This is a genomic window from Spiroplasma endosymbiont of Phyllotreta cruciferae (assembly GCF_918697755.1).
The window spans coordinates 719,721-736,059 of sequence record NZ_OU953854.1; the positions used below are offsets into that span (position 1 = coordinate 719,721).

Annotated in this window: 24 protein-coding genes and 2 pseudogenes; 9 read left to right on the forward strand and 17 right to left on the reverse strand. The window is 27.2% G+C overall.

Annotation, left to right across the window (positions count from 1 at the left end; genetic code table 4):
- Nucleotides 1–17: 17 nt before the first annotated feature.
- Complete coding sequence (gene hprK / locus NL276_RS04820; protein ID WP_253301420.1) at nt 18–935, reverse strand: HPr(Ser) kinase/phosphatase; 918 nt, start codon at nt 933–935, stop codon at nt 18–20.
- A gap of 39 nt (nt 936–974) precedes the next feature.
- On the reverse strand, nt 975–2,939 hold the full coding sequence (gene uvrB / locus NL276_RS04825) for an excinuclease ABC subunit UvrB (RefSeq protein WP_253301421.1): 1,965 nt from the start codon (nt 2,937–2,939) through the stop codon (nt 975–977).
- 593 nt (nt 2,940–3,532) lie between these two features.
- Between uvrB and NL276_RS04830 the strand changes: the two genes are divergently transcribed.
- From NL276_RS04830 to NL276_RS04850, 6 genes are all read left to right on the forward strand, one after another.
- Entirely contained in the window at nt 3,533–3,721 is a 189-nt protein-coding gene (locus NL276_RS04830) for a hypothetical protein (protein ID WP_253301422.1), read from the forward strand.
- A 3-nt stretch (nt 3,722–3,724) separates the two neighbouring features.
- Nucleotides 3,725–3,889, forward strand: coding sequence for a hypothetical protein (locus tag NL276_RS04835; protein WP_253301423.1), 165 nt, complete (start codon nt 3,725–3,727; stop codon nt 3,887–3,889).
- A gap of 1 nt (nt 3,890) precedes the next feature.
- Entirely contained in the window at nt 3,891–4,100 is a 210-nt protein-coding gene (locus tag NL276_RS04840; RefSeq protein ID WP_253301424.1) for a hypothetical protein, read from the forward strand.
- 89 nt (nt 4,101–4,189) lie between these two features.
- On the forward strand, nt 4,190–4,324 hold the full coding sequence (locus NL276_RS05000; protein WP_256468768.1) for a hypothetical protein: 135 nt from the start codon (nt 4,190–4,192) through the stop codon (nt 4,322–4,324).
- Nucleotides 4,317–4,616 carry a DNA cytosine methyltransferase gene (locus NL276_RS05295; protein WP_370281039.1) on the forward strand — a complete coding sequence of 100 codons (300 nt, stop codon included), beginning with the start codon at nt 4,317–4,319 and terminating at the stop codon, nt 4,614–4,616. The genes NL276_RS05000 and NL276_RS05295 overlap by 8 nt, the downstream gene beginning before the upstream one ends.
- Before the next feature lie 93 nt (nt 4,617–4,709).
- Nucleotides 4,710–4,859 (forward strand): hypothetical protein, encoded by a 150-nt coding sequence (locus NL276_RS04850; protein ID WP_126821178.1) that lies wholly within the window; start codon nt 4,710–4,712, stop codon nt 4,857–4,859.
- A gap of 118 nt (nt 4,860–4,977) precedes the next feature.
- Here the strand turns inward: NL276_RS04850 and NL276_RS04855 are convergent, their stop codons facing one another.
- The 6 genes and pseudogenes from NL276_RS04855 to NL276_RS04875 form a co-directional block, all read right to left on the reverse strand.
- Nucleotides 4,978–5,529, reverse strand: coding sequence for a DDE-type integrase/transposase/recombinase (locus tag NL276_RS04855; protein WP_253301039.1), 552 nt, complete (start codon nt 5,527–5,529; stop codon nt 4,978–4,980).
- A gap of 12 nt (nt 5,530–5,541) precedes the next feature.
- Nucleotides 5,542–5,862 (reverse strand): annotated as a pseudogene (locus tag NL276_RS05300) (IS3 family transposase); the annotation flags it as partial.
- Between the two features lie 12 nt (nt 5,863–5,874).
- On the reverse strand, nt 5,875–6,093 hold the full coding sequence (locus NL276_RS04860) for a transposase family protein (protein ID WP_253301425.1): 219 nt from the start codon (nt 6,091–6,093) through the stop codon (nt 5,875–5,877).
- Between the two features lie 366 nt (nt 6,094–6,459).
- Nucleotides 6,460–6,846 carry a hypothetical protein gene (locus NL276_RS04865; protein WP_253301426.1) on the reverse strand — a complete coding sequence of 129 codons (387 nt, stop codon included), beginning with the start codon at nt 6,844–6,846 and terminating at the stop codon, nt 6,460–6,462.
- A gap of 3 nt (nt 6,847–6,849) precedes the next feature.
- The gene (locus NL276_RS04870) at nt 6,850–7,107 is read right to left on the reverse strand and encodes a hypothetical protein (RefSeq protein ID WP_253301427.1); all 258 of its coding nucleotides are present in this window, start codon (nt 7,105–7,107) and stop codon (nt 6,850–6,852) included.
- Nucleotides 7,071–7,733, reverse strand: a complete 663-nt coding sequence (locus NL276_RS04875; protein ID WP_253301428.1) for a YhgE/Pip domain-containing protein — start codon at nt 7,731–7,733, stop codon at nt 7,071–7,073. The genes NL276_RS04870 and NL276_RS04875 overlap by 37 nt, the downstream gene beginning before the upstream one ends.
- 279 nt (nt 7,734–8,012) lie before the next feature.
- Here NL276_RS04875 and NL276_RS04880 point away from each other — a divergent pair, with 279 nt between their 5' ends.
- A complete protein-coding gene (locus tag NL276_RS04880; RefSeq protein ID WP_253301429.1) occupies nt 8,013–8,669 on the forward strand; it encodes a hypothetical protein in 657 nt (218 codons plus the stop codon).
- Nucleotides 8,670–8,813: 144 nt separating this feature from the next.
- Here NL276_RS04880 and NL276_RS04885 read toward each other — a convergent pair whose 3' ends face one another.
- Nucleotides 8,814–9,842, reverse strand: a complete 1,029-nt coding sequence (locus NL276_RS04885; RefSeq protein WP_253301430.1) for a ribose-phosphate diphosphokinase — start codon at nt 9,840–9,842, stop codon at nt 8,814–8,816.
- A 137-nt stretch (nt 9,843–9,979) separates the two neighbouring features.
- Between NL276_RS04885 and NL276_RS04890 the strand changes: the two genes are divergently transcribed.
- Nucleotides 9,980–10,207: a NifU family protein gene (locus NL276_RS04890; protein ID WP_070406371.1), complete on the forward strand. Its 228-nt coding sequence runs from the start codon at nt 9,980–9,982 to the stop codon at nt 10,205–10,207.
- Between the two features lie 22 nt (nt 10,208–10,229).
- Here the strand turns inward: NL276_RS04890 and NL276_RS04895 are convergent, their stop codons facing one another.
- The 4 genes from NL276_RS04895 to NL276_RS04910 form a co-directional block, all read right to left on the reverse strand.
- Nucleotides 10,230–11,336, reverse strand: a complete 1,107-nt coding sequence (locus NL276_RS04895) for a hypothetical protein (RefSeq protein WP_253301431.1) — start codon at nt 11,334–11,336, stop codon at nt 10,230–10,232.
- Between the two features lie 27 nt (nt 11,337–11,363).
- On the reverse strand, nt 11,364–11,642 hold the full coding sequence (locus NL276_RS04900) for a hypothetical protein (RefSeq protein ID WP_253301432.1): 279 nt from the start codon (nt 11,640–11,642) through the stop codon (nt 11,364–11,366).
- A gap of 67 nt (nt 11,643–11,709) precedes the next feature.
- Complete coding sequence (rpiB, locus tag NL276_RS04905; protein ID WP_253301433.1) at nt 11,710–12,135, reverse strand: ribose 5-phosphate isomerase B; 426 nt, start codon at nt 12,133–12,135, stop codon at nt 11,710–11,712.
- Between the two features lie 66 nt (nt 12,136–12,201).
- Nucleotides 12,202–12,489: a hypothetical protein gene (locus NL276_RS04910; protein WP_253301434.1), complete on the reverse strand. Its 288-nt coding sequence runs from the start codon at nt 12,487–12,489 to the stop codon at nt 12,202–12,204.
- Nucleotides 12,490–12,632: 143 nt separating this feature from the next.
- On the opposite strand from NL276_RS04910, the gene rpsT reads away from it, so the two are divergent.
- On the forward strand, nt 12,633–12,884 hold the full coding sequence (gene rpsT, locus NL276_RS04915; protein WP_253301435.1) for a 30S ribosomal protein S20: 252 nt from the start codon (nt 12,633–12,635) through the stop codon (nt 12,882–12,884).
- 77 nt (nt 12,885–12,961) lie between these two features.
- Here the strand turns inward: rpsT and NL276_RS04920 are convergent, their stop codons facing one another.
- The 4 genes and pseudogenes from NL276_RS04920 to NL276_RS04940 form a co-directional block, all read right to left on the reverse strand.
- On the reverse strand, nt 12,962–14,446 hold the full coding sequence (locus tag NL276_RS04920; RefSeq protein ID WP_253301436.1) for a hypothetical protein: 1,485 nt from the start codon (nt 14,444–14,446) through the stop codon (nt 12,962–12,964).
- 29 nt (nt 14,447–14,475) lie between these two features.
- On the reverse strand, nt 14,476–14,982 hold the full coding sequence (gene holA, locus NL276_RS04925) for a DNA polymerase III subunit delta (protein WP_370281057.1): 507 nt from the start codon (nt 14,980–14,982) through the stop codon (nt 14,476–14,478).
- Nucleotides 14,983–15,034: 52 nt separating this feature from the next.
- A pseudogene (locus NL276_RS05305) lies at nt 15,035–15,438 on the reverse strand (DNA polymerase III subunit delta).
- 333 nt (nt 15,439–15,771) lie between these two features.
- A complete protein-coding gene (locus tag NL276_RS04940; RefSeq protein ID WP_253301439.1) occupies nt 15,772–16,113 on the reverse strand; it encodes a ComEC/Rec2 family competence protein in 342 nt (113 codons plus the stop codon).
- Between the last annotated feature and the right edge of the window lie 226 nt (nt 16,114–16,339).

Genomic DNA, 16,339 nt, shown 5'->3' on the forward strand with positions numbered 1-16,339 from the left:
TACTCCTTTTTCTATTTTTAATATTTTTTAAAACGATCTTGTAATGTTTTCATCGAAGAAATTCCTGCTGCTTCTAGTTTTAATTTTGAAACAGCTGTTTCAACTAATTCACTAACATTTCGTCCATACGTAACAGGAATCGTTACAATTGGAACTTGCGTATCCAAAATTTTAATATATTTATATTCTGAACCAAGACGGTCAATTGATTTATATTGTTCATCCTCTAAATGAATTAATTCAATTACTAAATCAATTGCCGTTTCATCTAATAAAACTTGTAAACCATAAATTTTACTTAAATCTAAAATTCCTAATCCACGAACCTCAATTAAATTTTTTAACATTTCATGTGATTGCCCATATAATTTATTGTTTCGTTGTTGAATAATAATACGATCATCACCAACAAACAAATGGTTTTTTTTAACTAACTCTAATGTCATTTCCGACTTTCCAATCCCAGATTTCCCTTTTAATAAAATTCCTTTCCCAAAAATATTAATTAATGACGCATGTTCTTCTATTATTGGAGCAAAGTGCTCATCAAAAAATTCTAGTACAACTTGATACAAACGACTTGTGGTAATATTTTTTGCTAAAACAACTGGGCAATTATGTTTTTCCGCAATTGTTAATAATAATTTATCAGTAAATTTTTCCGTTAAAATAATCATTGGAATGTTTTCGTTCAAAATATATTCATAACGTTCTTTTTTTACCGCATCACTTAATGTATTAACAAATAATTGTTCTTTATTTGATAATAAGACTACTCGACGATTAATATTATTTTTTTCAAAGTCAAATCCTGCTAATTCTAAGCCTGGGCGATTAAGACCATAAACTTTAACCTCACGGTTAAGTCCATTTGATCCTGCTAAAATTTTATACTCAAATCTATCAACAATATCTTTTACAATAAACTTTTTCATCCTAAGTTCCTCCTCGTAGTTTAATACTATCACAATTTTTTATTCTGCTTCAATTCCAATGATAATATCGCGTAATTCCGCTGCTCGTTCAAAGTCAAGTTTTTTACTTGCTTCATCCATTTCTTTTCGTAAATCGTGTAGTAATGCTTCTTTTGCTGTTTTATATTCTTTTGATTTTTTATTTTTAATTTTTTGTAACTTATCATCACGACGTTTAATGTTAGTATAATCACGAATACTTTTAATAATTGTTGTTGGAGTAATATGATATTTTCGATTATACTCTTCTTGAATTTGACGACGACGTGTTGTTTCCGCCATTGCTTTTGTCATTGCATCAGAAACATTATCCGCATATAAAATCACATGCCCACTAGCATTCCGTACTGCTCGTCCTATTGTCTGAATTAAACTACGTTCATTACGTAAGAAACCTTGTTTATCAGCATCTAAAATACAAATTAGTGATACTTCTGGAATATCAATTCCTTCCCGAATCAAGTTAACCCCAACGATACAATCATAAACACCCTTCCGTAAGTCTAATAAAATTTGACTTCGCTCTAATGTTTTTAATTCACTATGTAAATAAGCAACTTTAACATTTTGTTCTTGTAAATAACTTGTTAAATCTTCTGACATCCGAATTGTTAAAGTTGTAATAAACACCCGTTCATTTTTTTCACGACGACTTTTAATTTGTGCAATAATATCATCAATTTGACCAATCGTCCCTTTGACCTCAACAGTTGGATCTAATAAACCAGTTGGACGAATAATTTGTTCAACTACTTTTTGGTCAACTAATTCTAATTCATAATCACCTGGTGTTGCTGAAACATAAATAACATTCTTTAATTTTTGATTAAATTCATCAAAATTTAACGGGCGATTATCTAGTGCACTCTTTAACCGAAATCCAAAATTAACCAATGTTTCTTTCCGACTGCGATCAGTATTATACATTGCCCGAATTTGTGGTAATGACATATGGGATTCATCAATAATTGTTAAAAAATCATCACCAAAAAAATCAATTAAAGTATATGGAGCTTCTCCTTCATTTCGTAAATCTAAATGTCGTGAATAATTTTCAATCCCAGAACAAAGGCTACTTTCTCGTAATGAATCCAAATCATATTCTGTTCGTTGTTTTAATCGTTGGGTCTCAATAAGTTTTCCTTCCTGTTCTAATTCTACTAAACGAACTTTTAATTCTGCTTCAATCCGTTTGATTGCTTCTTCTAACCGTTCTGGTGAAGTAATATAATCTTGTGCTGGGAAAATTGTTAAGGTTGATAACCGCTGTGTCACATCTCCAGTTAACCCATCAATATACGCCAAGTCTTCAATCTCATCACCAAATAAATCAATACGAATAAAAGTTTTAATATTTCATCCTGGAACAATTTTAATAACATCTCCTTTTGCACTAAAACTCCCTGGAACTAATTCAATATCATTGCGAACATATCCTGATGATACTAAAAAATTTGCTAAATCTTTTTTACTAATTTTTTGGTTTCGATCAACTTGAAAAAAAGATTTTTTATATTCATCAGGATCTTGTGCTCCATAAATTGCGGCAACCGAAGCAACAACAATCACATCTTTACGCGTTGTCAAAGCATTAAAAGCACTCAAACGCATCATATCTAATTCCATATTTTGTCGTGCATCCTTATCAATATATAAATCTTTGCTGGGCACATATGCTTCTGGTTGATAAAAGTCAAAGTTTGAAACAAAATATTCCACTCGATTTTCCGGAAACATTTCTTTTAACTCAACATATAATTGCATTGCCAATGTCTTGTTGTGAGCCATTACTAATGTTGGCTTTTGATAATTTTCAATAACATTTGCCATCGTAAAAGTTTTTCCAGTCCCAGTTGCTCCTAATAAAACTTGATGTTTTTTATTTGCAAATAAATTTGTTGTTAATTGTTCAATTGCTAATGGTTGATCACCCGCAGGTAAATAATTAGCTGTTAATTTAAACATCGCGACACTCCCCTTATACCGTTTTTCTGTTCTGTTTTAATTATATCAATTATATCAATCTTCGCTTTAAATATTTTAAAATGTAAATTGTAAAACGAATTAGGACAAAAACAACTCTTATTAGGGTTTTTTTTTAATTTAAACAATCTTACAACTTAATATATGTGTTCTAACAAATCGGTATAAAGTCCGTGAGTAATAAAATAGAAAGCGATAGTCGTGATAAGTCCAAGGTTAATATCAAACGACAATAAACATAGAGATAGTGACTTTATAAATAAATCTGCGTTAGCATTAGGATCTTCAAGGTGCAAGTGGATTTATTTTAAAAACTGAACGCTTTGACCTGAAATGGTGCGGATGAAGAGATGTAAATACATGGCGGTCATATATATAAACAACTACAAATTGTAGAACATTGTAGTTGTTTTACCAACATTTATCAAAATTATAGGAGGCATATATGAAAAAGTTAAATAAAAAAACTATTAATAAATTAAATGAATTAATGCTACATTATTATTCAGTTTCATTTGAAGATATGACTGATGAACATTGAGCATTGGGGAAAAAGAATTAGGAGAAACTAACCTATGAAATGTCAAAAAATTAATTGTAATAATAAAAATGCTTATTATGGAAATAATTATATTGAAAAAATTGGTGATAAATTAGAGTGAAATTTAGGTTATAAAAAAGAAATTATATTATGTGAAGAACATTGATTAAAAACTTATCAATTAGAAAATTTAATTGTAAATAAAAAGAATGAGGAGGAATAAATTATGAATAAAAGATACTTATTAATCATTAAAAATAAATTTAGCATTGATACTTTATCGTTTTATACATTAGAGGAAGCGACAATTGCTGCTAAAAACGAAAATTATTATTCAACATCAATTATTGATTTAGAAGATAACGAAATTAAATGAAAAGGATTTGAATAATATGGCAAATAGAAAATATTGAGAAGATTGTCAAGAAGACAATTATTATAAAGTGATTGGTGATAGTATTGTATGAATTTTTCCTGATGACAGATATACACAAGAAGAAATTAATTTTATTGTAAATGAATGTTCATCAAGAGAATTAAGACAAAATTTTAAAGCAAAACAAAGATATGTTTGTGAAAGTTGCTCGGATAAATATTGTTAGAAAGAATAAATAATATGGAATTAAAATATATATTAAATGAAATGTTTGATAATTACCCTGAAGTTGCTCAAAATTATGGTTAAGCAATTATGGATCGTTATGAAATTGAAGTTGAACATAAAAAATTAACACCAGAAGAAATAGAAAATTTAACTCATTTATATTTTGATAAACCAAAAAATAATTATATTTTATGCTATAAAAAAGGTAAAAATAATGCTTAAAGTAATCGAATTATTTAGTGGAATTGGTAGTCAAAGAAAAGCATTAGATAATATTGGTATTAAATATAAAGTAATTGCATTTTGTGATATTGATAAATTTGCGGAAAAAAGTTATCGAGCAATTTGGCATCGTGTAAGTGAAGTGCAACAATTCAACTCAGAAAGGGGTTGATTTGTTATTGAAAAGAAACATTATTTTATTTTGCGGTCCTTAGTAATTAAGTATGGAAAAGATAATGTTATTAATACGGTAAATAATATTGTAATTAATAATGTAAAAGAAGATGAATAAATTATCCGCGTAATTTATTCAATATAGTTTATTTTTAGCGTAGCAAACACGCGGAGCGTGCCGTGAAATTAAATTTTTAGGAGGAATTAAGTTGTGCCAGGTTGATTAACAACAATTTTTAGTGTTGTTATTATATTGGGTATTTTTGCTTGAATTGGTTTATCGATTTATCAAAAAATTCGGCAAATTCGAGGTAAGAAAAAAGATAAAAAAGAAATTGAAAACAAGGAGGATAAAAAATAATGTTAGGTATGTATTTAACAACAGCGGTTAATTTTTTAGCAGTAGATACGCCTACTATTTCAGATGGAATGGGTTCTAGACTGCACCCATTTTAGTAAGTACTAATAAAAAGTATTTACTATTTTTTTATTATATCTTTTTCTTTACGATTTGAATATCATGTATTTCATTTTATAACATCTTGTATATATTCTTCATGTGAATTATATATTTTATTATGGATTGTAGCTTTCTTAAGTAATGAATGAAAACTTTCTATAACAATATTATCTGCACAGTGGTAATTTTTCCCCATTGAAATTATAATACCGTTAGATACACATTTATCGAGATAAATAGCGGATGTGTATTGATATCCGTGGTCTGAATGAATTATTATTCCATTCAGATCTTTTTTTATTAATTTTATTTTATTAATTGCATCATTTAAATTATCTATTACTAATTTATTGTCATTATATTTAGATCACTTTACATCAACTATTTCTTTAGTATATCCATCAATAATTGTTGATTGATAATATTTTTCTCTTTTTCAAATTAAATATGTTACATCAGTATATAGCACTGAAAACCTTGTTTTTATATCATTGAATTTACGATTAATTAAATCAGGATATTGCAATAAACTTTTTTCTTTATTCTGTTTATATTTCATTTTTCTTCTCATTTTTCTTACATATTCAGGTTGTATTTGATTATAACGCATAATCCTTAAAACTTTTTTTGAATTATATTTTATATCATAATCTTCTTTTAAATATTTAGTAATTCTTCGATATCCAAATTGTTTTAAATTTTCTTCATAGACTTTTACAATATCATTTATTGCTTCTTTATCTTTTTTGCTACTGTCATAATTTTTATATTTATCTCAATAACTACGTTTTAACCCCGTTACTTCTAATAATAATTTTATTGAATATTCATGACAATTTTGTTTAATAAAAGAGACGATTCTTAGTTTGCTTAATTGTAAAAGTCATGGAGCTTTTTTAATAATTCATACCTTGTTTTATAATATTCTAAATCTCTTTTTACCAAAAGAGATTTTAGGTCCTTTATGATTGTTTAATTTTCCTTTTTTATGATTTGCTCATCAAGATTCTACTGTATTTGCATTTAGATTATATTGTTTTGCTACTACTCAACAACTTTTTTGTTTAATTTCCTCAATGATTTTTGTTCTAAATTCTGATGTATATTTGTTATATTTTTGACCTTTTCTTGCCATATAAAAATGCACCTCCTTTAAAAGTTTAGCAAAGTCTTTTTTTACTTTACTTACTTTTTGGGGTGCACTCTAAACTTCTTTAACTTATGACAAAAATAAAAATGTTAGTCCATCTTCATTTAAAGTTCATTTTAAATTTATTGTTGGTGAAAATAAATATTATTTAAATGTAAATAATGAAAAAATAGAAATGGGGGATGTTACAGATCCAAGCCCTGTAATAAAAATAAAAATTAATTACACACTTTTACCAAATGATAATTTTAATCTTATTAGAAAAAAAGTGGTTACTAAAACTTTAGGACAAGAATTTATTAATAAATATAGTTATCTTTTATATGATGAAATTAATATTATTAATGCTGATTATAGTAAAGGAATTATAACTTTGGTTCCTAAATCAGGAAACATAATTTGAAAAGCAAGTGGCAAAATATCTGCCATTTTTAATTCAATCATTCCACCAACAGAAATCATAACATAATTTTTAATATGACCAAACATTTTGTTAACAGACTCATATAATTTAGGATTATTTTGTTTTAAATATTGTAATGCTTTATATAATTTTGATGGATCATTTGGTTTTGGTCCAAAACATACTGTCCCATCACAATCATATGTACTAATATTTTGAACAACAGCCATTATAAAATTATACATATTTTTTGGAATAATATAGTATTCACCAAAATGTGAACTACCACCGTTTGAACTTTCGCCATGATCTTGACGTGATGCTAATCAAAACATTGTTTATGGTGCTAATGTTGCTAAAATACTACTTGCTAAACTACCAAAACCGGCTTGTAACATATTCATCATATTTCCAATCATAAAACTATGTTCATATGTTGCTCAAAATTCCATTTTATTTGCACTGAAATAATCCATTGTTTTAAAGAAATCATTCTCATCATCATCAGTGAAATTTGATTCACCAATTTGAGCTAATCCTCGCATTAATTTATAAATATTTAAAGAATAGTCAGTTGGAATTTTAATTGTACTCAATATTTACTATTTGGTGCAAAATTAGTTTCTGATTCTTTTAAATATTTAATTGTTGTTGCAATGTCACCGATTGATGTTGTTAAAGTTTTTGAATTTTCATCATATTTGTTATTATTAGTAATAACACTATCAATCAATGAAGAATAACGATAATTAAGTTCATATTTATTTGGATCGAATCCTTCACTTTGGTATCATTTACTTGCTTGTCCATTACATTCTTCCGAACTTTTTGCTTCCAAATAACCAACTTTAATTGCATTATCAATAAATTCAGTTCCACCTTTACTATTGACATAAGCAACACAAGTTGCATCATCACCGTTTACAATCGCCATTGGTACTTTTGAAATATTAGCAACTGGATCTCAAACTCCAGTAATACAAATAATTCCATACAAAAAAGACATAAAACAAATTAATAAAAATCGTAGCAACTGTTTTTTATCGCGGGCAATAGAATTATATAATTCTGTCTTAAAAATTCCCCCAAATGTTGCGCGTCCATATTTAATGTTATCCGTAGTTTGTTTTTTCTCAGATTCAGGATCAACAATTTTATTCTGATCAGACGAATCATTTGGATCAGTATTTTCACAAAGATCTTTTTCAATATCTTTATCCATGTTAAAATAACCCCTTTAAATAATTACACTCATTAATAAATCATAACATAAAAAGGGTTATTAATCAATATAAAAAATTGGCCAAAATGATACACGATATAAAAACAAATTGCAAGGAATCATTCTTTTATTTTTTTAAAATTTATAAATAAATTCTATTTTTTGACATTATTAAATATAATTACATTTAAAAACTATTTTAAAAAAATTATTATAAATACGACCAGATTATTAAAAAATATGGTATTATAAAAATATATGTAAAAAATGAGGAACAAAATGATTACAAACAAATTAACAACCACTTCAACCCTATCACAACAAAAAAAATATACTGTAGAAAACCAAAAAATTTTAAATGAATTATTAGCAATGCGTTTAAATACACCAACAATTGAAAGACTATTGCTTTTTAAGAAAGTCCTAACACAAGACCAAAAACAATTGCTTTTGTCAATTACAAAAAATTTAACTCCAGAGCAAACTTTAATATTATCAAAAGCAAAAAAGAAAACTCCGAACAGTAAAATCAATAATAAAGAAGAAGAAGAAGAAATTGTTGCAATTAAACGACAACATGTTAAGCACCCTTCACAATTAGAATATATTAATGAACATAAACATAAACGAATTACACAGAAAATTAAGAAAACTAATTACGCGGGTCGAACAATCCCAAAACAAGAAAATATTTATCAAATACCAATTAAAAAAGAAATAAAACGAACAGTCAAAAACGAAACTAGCAAAACAAAAAAAACTAGTTTAGAAAAGAAGGAAATTAAAATAGAACAACCAATCAACAATAAAAAATATCAAATTACGAAAAATAGCCCCTTCTTCAACTATGATCCTGGGTATGTTCGACAATATAGTCGGGCAACACTATGATCTTTAGCTAAAACAAATTATAAAACTTGAAATAAAGTAAAATAACAATATGTAAAATAACAATATATAGTAGTTGTTTAAAAACTACTATTTTAAAATTAAAAAGTTTGAGTTGTATTTTTTAATACAACTCAAACTTTTTAATAACTATTTTAGTATGTTATTTTTACTTAATATATTAAATGACCACTATTTTATTCCTTTAATTTTTTCTACTAATTTTTTAATTTTTTCATTACATTTTAGATAAACATCAGATAAACTACGTTTTTCAATCATTGCTCTAATAATTTGTGAAATTAAATCAGCAATTGAAATAACTTCTAACCCATCAAATAAACGTTCTTCATTAATATCAATAGTATTAGTAACAATGACTTTTTTAACAGTCCCATCATTAATGATTTCAGTTAGCCGTTCTTTTGATGGTGGTGAAAAAACACCATGACAAGCTAATAAATATACTTCTTTTGCACCATTTTGTTTTAAAGCTTTAGCGGCATTGCAAATTGTTCCTGCCGTATCAATCATATCATCAACAATAAAACAAATCCGATCTTTAACATCTCCTAAAACAAATTGAACTTCACTAACATTTGGTTTTGGTCGACGTTTATCGATTACCGCAATATTCCCCGCTAAACTTCCTAAACAATTAGCAACATCACGAGCGCGAACTAATCCACCATGATCTGGTGAAACAATAGTTACTTCTTCAGTAATGTGATTTTTTTCAATTTCACGAATTGTTGTTTTTACTAATTCTTGTGTTGATCGTAGATCATCGACAGGAACATCAAAAAATCCCATTGATTGTGGTGAATGTAAATCAACAGTCATCACTCTTGTTGCTCCCGCCGTTGTTAACATATTAGCAACCAATTTACAAGTAATTGGTTGACGACCACGCGCTTTACGGTCTTGTCGCGCATAACCAAAATAAGGAATAATTACATTAATACTTTGTGCACTTCCACGTTTTAACGCATCAATTGCAATTAATAACTCCATTAAATTTTCATTAACTGGCCATGATGTTGATTGAATAATGTAAACATCTTTACCACGAACTGAATTCATTGCTCGTACTAGAATTTCTCCATCAGCAAAACGAACAGTTTCCATTTCCTCTCTTACAACACCTAACATATTACAAATTTCATCTGCTAACTTAACTCCAGCAGACAGACCATATATACTAAAACTTTTTTCTTCCATTAGTCCTCCTATAAAATTTTGGTATGAGATAAAAATTCAAATTTAATCCTTAATTATATTATATACTTATCCATAATGGATTAAACAATCTTTTATTAGAAAATAATAATGATATAATAAATAATGAAGGTGATAAAATGACACAAACAAATCAAGCAAAAGATATTATCGATAATCTTCGTCCCTATATTAACCAAGATGGTGGAGATATTGAATTTGTTGAAGTTAAAGATAATGTTGTTTATGTCCGATTAGCTGGGGCGTGTGTTGGCTGTGGATTAATTGATTCAACAATTAAAGATGGTGTTGAGCAAATTGTTAAACAAGAAATGCCCGACATTAAAGCAGTAGAAGTTATTATGTAAATTCTTTTTTTATTCGCAAATATTATTGTAAAACAATTTTTTGATCAACCCGTTGTGGAACAACCATTCCTACTAATTCAACCATTTTTTCTTCCACTTGTTTTGAATAATGGTACTCACCACTAATAAATTTAGCAGTAAAGCAAACAAGAATGATTAACCCAAAGGAACTAATGGCACATCCTAAATATAAGAATAAAAGCGTTGTTTTTAATGTTTTTAAAAACGCATCATTTTCAAAAAATGGTAAATTTCAATTTAACTCTAAATTATTAAAAATACCAAGATGATTATTAGAAAATACACGAATTAAAAACTGAACTAAAAAAGTCATTAAAGAATTTAGGGCAGAAAAGCAACCAGTTACCGGACGATTTTGAATACGATAATTTCACATAATTGCTAATGAAAACAAAACACCAAATAATATTCCTAAAGCAAAACCATTTAAAAGTTGTAATCCTAATAAAACTTCTGGGACCGAAATTGTTGCTGCTAAAATAAAATATCCTCCTCATACAGCAAATGCTAGTATTAACGATTTTTTAATTCCTACCTTCTTAACAAAAAAATGATAAATTAATACTGCACCAATAATTTGTGCAATTCATCAAATTTCTTGTACCGAATGAATATATTGTTCGACAATTGTTTTGTTATGATACTTGACTCAAGTTTCTTGGGCTAATAATAAGTTTAAAAAATCACCTTGACTAAGTTCTCTTAAAATTGTTACAAAAAATAACAAAACAAAAATAATAACAACTTTTCATCACGAAAACCCACTAAGTTGTTTTAACACTGGTGGTTGAAAAGCACCAACATTACTTTTAATTTCTGGTAAATAAAAACGAAAGATCATTGCAAATATTAATAAACTAAAAATAGTACCAAAGATAACATAATGCAGCGTTAAAGGATTTTGACTAAAATTTTTTACAAACATTAAAAAATTTGCTCCTGCCATATTAGCTAACAATACAACCGGCAAGTTTAAAGCAATTGTTAAAAATGGATTAGTTCGAAATAAATAAACTTCATTAAAGGTTAAATATCATATTGAATTGGTTGAAACACCAAAGCCAAACGCAAGTGTACAAGCAATCATTGCTTCTCAATTCCGTGGCAAGTAAAACTAATAAAATTCCCAAAAACATTAATCCATATGAAATCCATAATCAGAGTTTTCGACTACGAACCAAAGCAGTGATTCAGGCTCTCGGGATAAAAAAACTGCCGCATAAAACGAAGTACTAACTGCAAACAAAATTGCAATTGAAGTAATATTTTTTGTAAAATCAAAAATAATAAAATTATAATTTAAAGTTAACGCACATGATAAAGCTAATCAAAAACAAAAATGTTGAACAATAAAAGCTCATTGTCAAAAAGATTTTGCTCCTTTTTTAACCAACCCAATAACATAACTAACCATTACTAATATCGTTAAAAAAAGGATACAAAAGTAAACTATCTCAATTATTCATAAAAATAATTACAATTTATTTAAGTTTATCAACACGAAACGCATGACGTCCCGCCTCAAAAGTAGTATTTAAAAATGTTTCAACAATTCAAGTTGCATTTTGATTAGCAATCATACGGGAACCCAACGCTAAAACATTTGCATCATTGTGTTCACGTGCTAATTTAGCCAAAATTGTTTCATTACACAATGCTGCCCTTACCCCCTTTACTTTGTTCGCTGCAATTGAAATTCCAATCCCCGTTCCACAAATAACTATACCAAAACTATCTTTTTCTTGCATCACTTTCTCACCAACTGCCTGACCCAAGTCTGGATAATCAACTGCTACATCACTATCTGTTCCCAAATTAATAACCTGATGTCCTTGAGCTTTTAAGTACTCAACAATTACGTTTTTCATCTCAACACCAGTATGATCATTTCCAATAAAAACTTTCATAGTTTCTTTTCTCCTTTGCCTATATTTTAACTATAACACATCTTGCTCACAAAGAGAATTTAGAACCTAATTTTTTGTAATAACATCAAGCAATTTATTTGGACTCATTGGTGTCACAGTCACAATTAAACGGTGTTGTTTTTCAACAACAACATACAAATTACCCTCTAAATCATCTAATTTAATATATAAATTATGCCTTGTTTCAATTCATTCAGAAGAATTTTCAATCATTTTAATAATTTTTTCTTTAATAACCCAATCATTTTCTTCTTTAAAAAGTGGAATTCGCTCACGAATTCGTTGTAAACAATGAAAAGAAAAGCCAAGTTTATGTTGATAATAATAACCCATATTTGTTGCTCCCCATTACTTTTATTATACATATAATTAAGAAAAAATTATAAAATATTGAGAAAAAGCATTACTTTTCTTTACACCTTTTTATCTATTTGCTATAATTCCTTTGTGTCTTAAAAAATGAAAGGAGACCTAACATGGCTAATATTAAATCACAAATTAAAAGAGTAAAAACAAATGCGAAAGCTAATTTAGCAAATAAATCTTTTAAATCTTCAGTAAAGACCGCAATTAAAAAAGCAGAGATTGCAATTAATACAAATGAAGCAAACGCAATAGAACTAGTTAACACAGCAGTTAGTTTAGTGGATAAAGCAGTTACTAAAGGAATTTATCATACTAATAAAGCCGCTCGTGTTAAAAGTAAATTAATGCTTAAAGCAAATTAATCACATATCCTTTTTAAAGAAGACAACAGTATTAAAAATAAAAAGTTTTCATAATTAATTATGAAAACTTTTTATTTTTAATTATCTTTCTTCCCGTCTGAATCATCTTTTTCAAAAACATTATCATCCTTAAATTCATCATCAAAAAGAGTTGGATCCATCTCGTATTTTTGACCACTCATCATTGCTGTTACTGCTTTTTGATACTCAGTATTGGCACGAATCAATTTATTACGATCTACTTTTGGTGCTAAAACAGCTAAAATAACAACCAGAATTCCTGCAATCAAACCAATAATCATTAAAATAACTGTAAAAATTCGTAAAATTTGATATGTTGTATTATTATACACCTCATTTATTAAACTCTTAATTGTTTCAGACAAATCAGAATCTGGTAATAATAACCCACCAGTGATTGCTAATCTAGGGTCATTTTTAACAATTACCCCATTGTTAGGAACTGAAATTTTATTAAAATATTTTTCAACCATATTTGGTAACAAAACTTGGATTAATGATAATGCAGAATATAATAAAATGACGATTGATAACACAACTGGTCAAAAACGAACAACATAATTATCTCGTTTAAAACGTTTTTTTCCTAGTAATTCATAACCCAAGAAAATTCCCGGTAAAATTGATAAGATACCAGAAAATGTTTGTAAACCTGCGGACTGCATTATGGAAAAGTTGTACTGTGAACCAAAAGGAAATGCTTCCTTACTAAAATTATTATTTCCATTATGTAAAGCAGTATCTGCTCCTCCACCAACAATAATTCCAGAATTTGTTCCTGGAAGTGTGTAAACAATTACTTTTGTATTTAAATGAATATTTAAATAAGAAGTTAAAAATCACAAAATTACTAATAAAAGCGAAGCTAAAATAACAACACCAGCAACAATTTTTTTCAAAAGTGGCATATATTTTGGTTTTGAAGTATAAAAATAAAAGCGATGATCCAATCGCGGCGGAACTGGCATATTAGCCATTTGTTGCATCATCTGTGACATATCAAAATTATTTGGATCAGGAAAATTAGCACCCATACCCCCCATTGCACTTGTGCTACCAACCGTTGGCCCGGTTTGATCATGTAATTCAGCTACTTCTTTTTCATTAGATTTAATTTTTAATTTATCCTGTGCATTTTCAATTACTTTTTCGTCAGTAAAATCAGCTGTTGCATCAATTAATTCATTTGTGATAACATTTTCTCTAGTAATATAACTTTTTTCAATTTCAAAATTTTGAACAATATATTGAACAAACTCAACATATTCTTCATCTAATGTGTTAAAAGTAGCACCATCAACTTTCTCAATTTTTTCTGATTCATTGGTAATATCGGCTAAGACTTGTGCAAATGAAAGGGTAAACTTATTATCATTTAAATTTGTATTAAATTCTTTCTCTAGTGTTAATAGATTACAAATTTGCTGAATTACTAATTTTTTAAAATCTGGATTAACGATTACTTGCGCCTTTATATTATCATCATTAAATGTATTGTATAATGTATAAACTATATGAGCATATAATTTATTTTCTTTCATTTGTTTCCCTCGTCTTTCTTTGCTATAGTTTAATTTATATCAAATAATTTAATTAAATACAAATCACTACTAATTTCCTTCCTTATTATACCCTTTTTTATATTATAATCAATTCAAAATAATTCCTTAATGATATTATTTGCTTTTTCAATACTAAAATTATGCATATGTTCAGCAATTTTTTTAACCCGAAAGGGATGAATTTGTAAGATTTCAGCAATTTGTGATGGTGTTTTCTTTAAGGTAGATAATACGATAATATCTCTTGTAAAAATAACACTATTAGTAATTAAAGCTAGCAAAGCAATACTGCTTAGTCCACGCTCTTGTAAATAATGATAATTGATTAAAAAATTATTTAAATCGTTTTTTAATAAATCATCAACTAATTTAAAAATGTCAGTATCCAAATATTTTGTCATATTATTTTCAATTAAATCATCAGTTATCACTTTATCAATTAACAATAATTTATTTAGCTCATTTTTAATAATATATAAATTATTTGGCAAATATTCAACAATTTTATTAATTAAATTTGCTTAATTGTCCCGTTATTTTTGGCAACATAATTATCAATAAATCTTGTTAGTTCATTATACGATAAATTAGTTGCTTTAAAACACTAGTTAACTCCAACATTTTTTTTGTTATTTTTAAACGATTACTAATATTATTTACTGGACAAATAAAAATAATAAAAGTACTTGGATTGGGAGTTAACAAATATTCCATTAAATGCGTTAAATGTTCCTTATTATCAATCTTTGCTTTAATTTTTTCTTCAGTAATAAAATAACTATCATTAATAATGATAATTCTTTTTCAGAAAACAATGGTATCGTATTAGCATAATTTAAAATCCCTAGTAAAGAATCTTCTAAATAATTATACTCTTGTAAATCATACTCATCATCTGGATTAATTTTTTTTAAAACCTTATTTTTCTGCATTTTAATTAAAAAAGCATCTTCACCATATATCAAAAACATCTTCTGAAACTCCTTTAAAATATGCTAAAACTATGTTAAAGTAATCTTATCATAAAGGAAACAATTAAAATATCAACTTAAAATAATTTAAGCATTGGTTGTTTACCAATAATATTAAATTAAATATTTTGTTTGTCACCAGTAAAATAAATTTGACAGTTAACAGTTTGTAAATTTTCTAAAACTGTTGCAGCAGGGTAATTTTGTTGTTTTGTTTTTTCACCGGAAATAAAACAAAATCTTGGCTGTATCCTTTGTAAAAAAGGCAAGCTAGAACTCGTTGCCGAACCATGATGGTCAACCTGTAATAAATTAACAATACTAAATCTTGGTTTAATAAATTAAGTTCAACTTTTGACTAATATCTCCTGTCAATAGAATTTTAATATTATTAATTTTAACTAAAACAACTAAACTATTATTATTCTCATCAGCATCGTTAATACTTCGATGTAAAATCGTAAACTTCATTCCGCCAAATCAAATAGTTTTTAAGTTAGTGTTGTTTTGAATAATTTGCTTAACTAAAAAATAGTTTTGAACTTCAAATAGATTATTATAATGATCATCATGTTGATGCGAAATAAAAACTGTATCAATCCAATTAATCCCTGCTCATCTTAAATAATTTCTTACTAATTGTTTTGACCGTCCCCCCGCCAACACCAACATCATACAAAACAGTTTTTAAAGCTCGATGATCCCGAAGAACAATTGTCTGACCATTACCAACATTTAACATTGTTATAGAATAATTAACACTAAAAAAACTATTTTGAAAACTAGTACAAAGTAAAAAAAATATTAACATAAAAGTAAATAACTTTTTTCATCATTGAATGCTATTAATAATACTTAATAAAATAAGATAATATAAAACAATATAACCGATATTAACAAC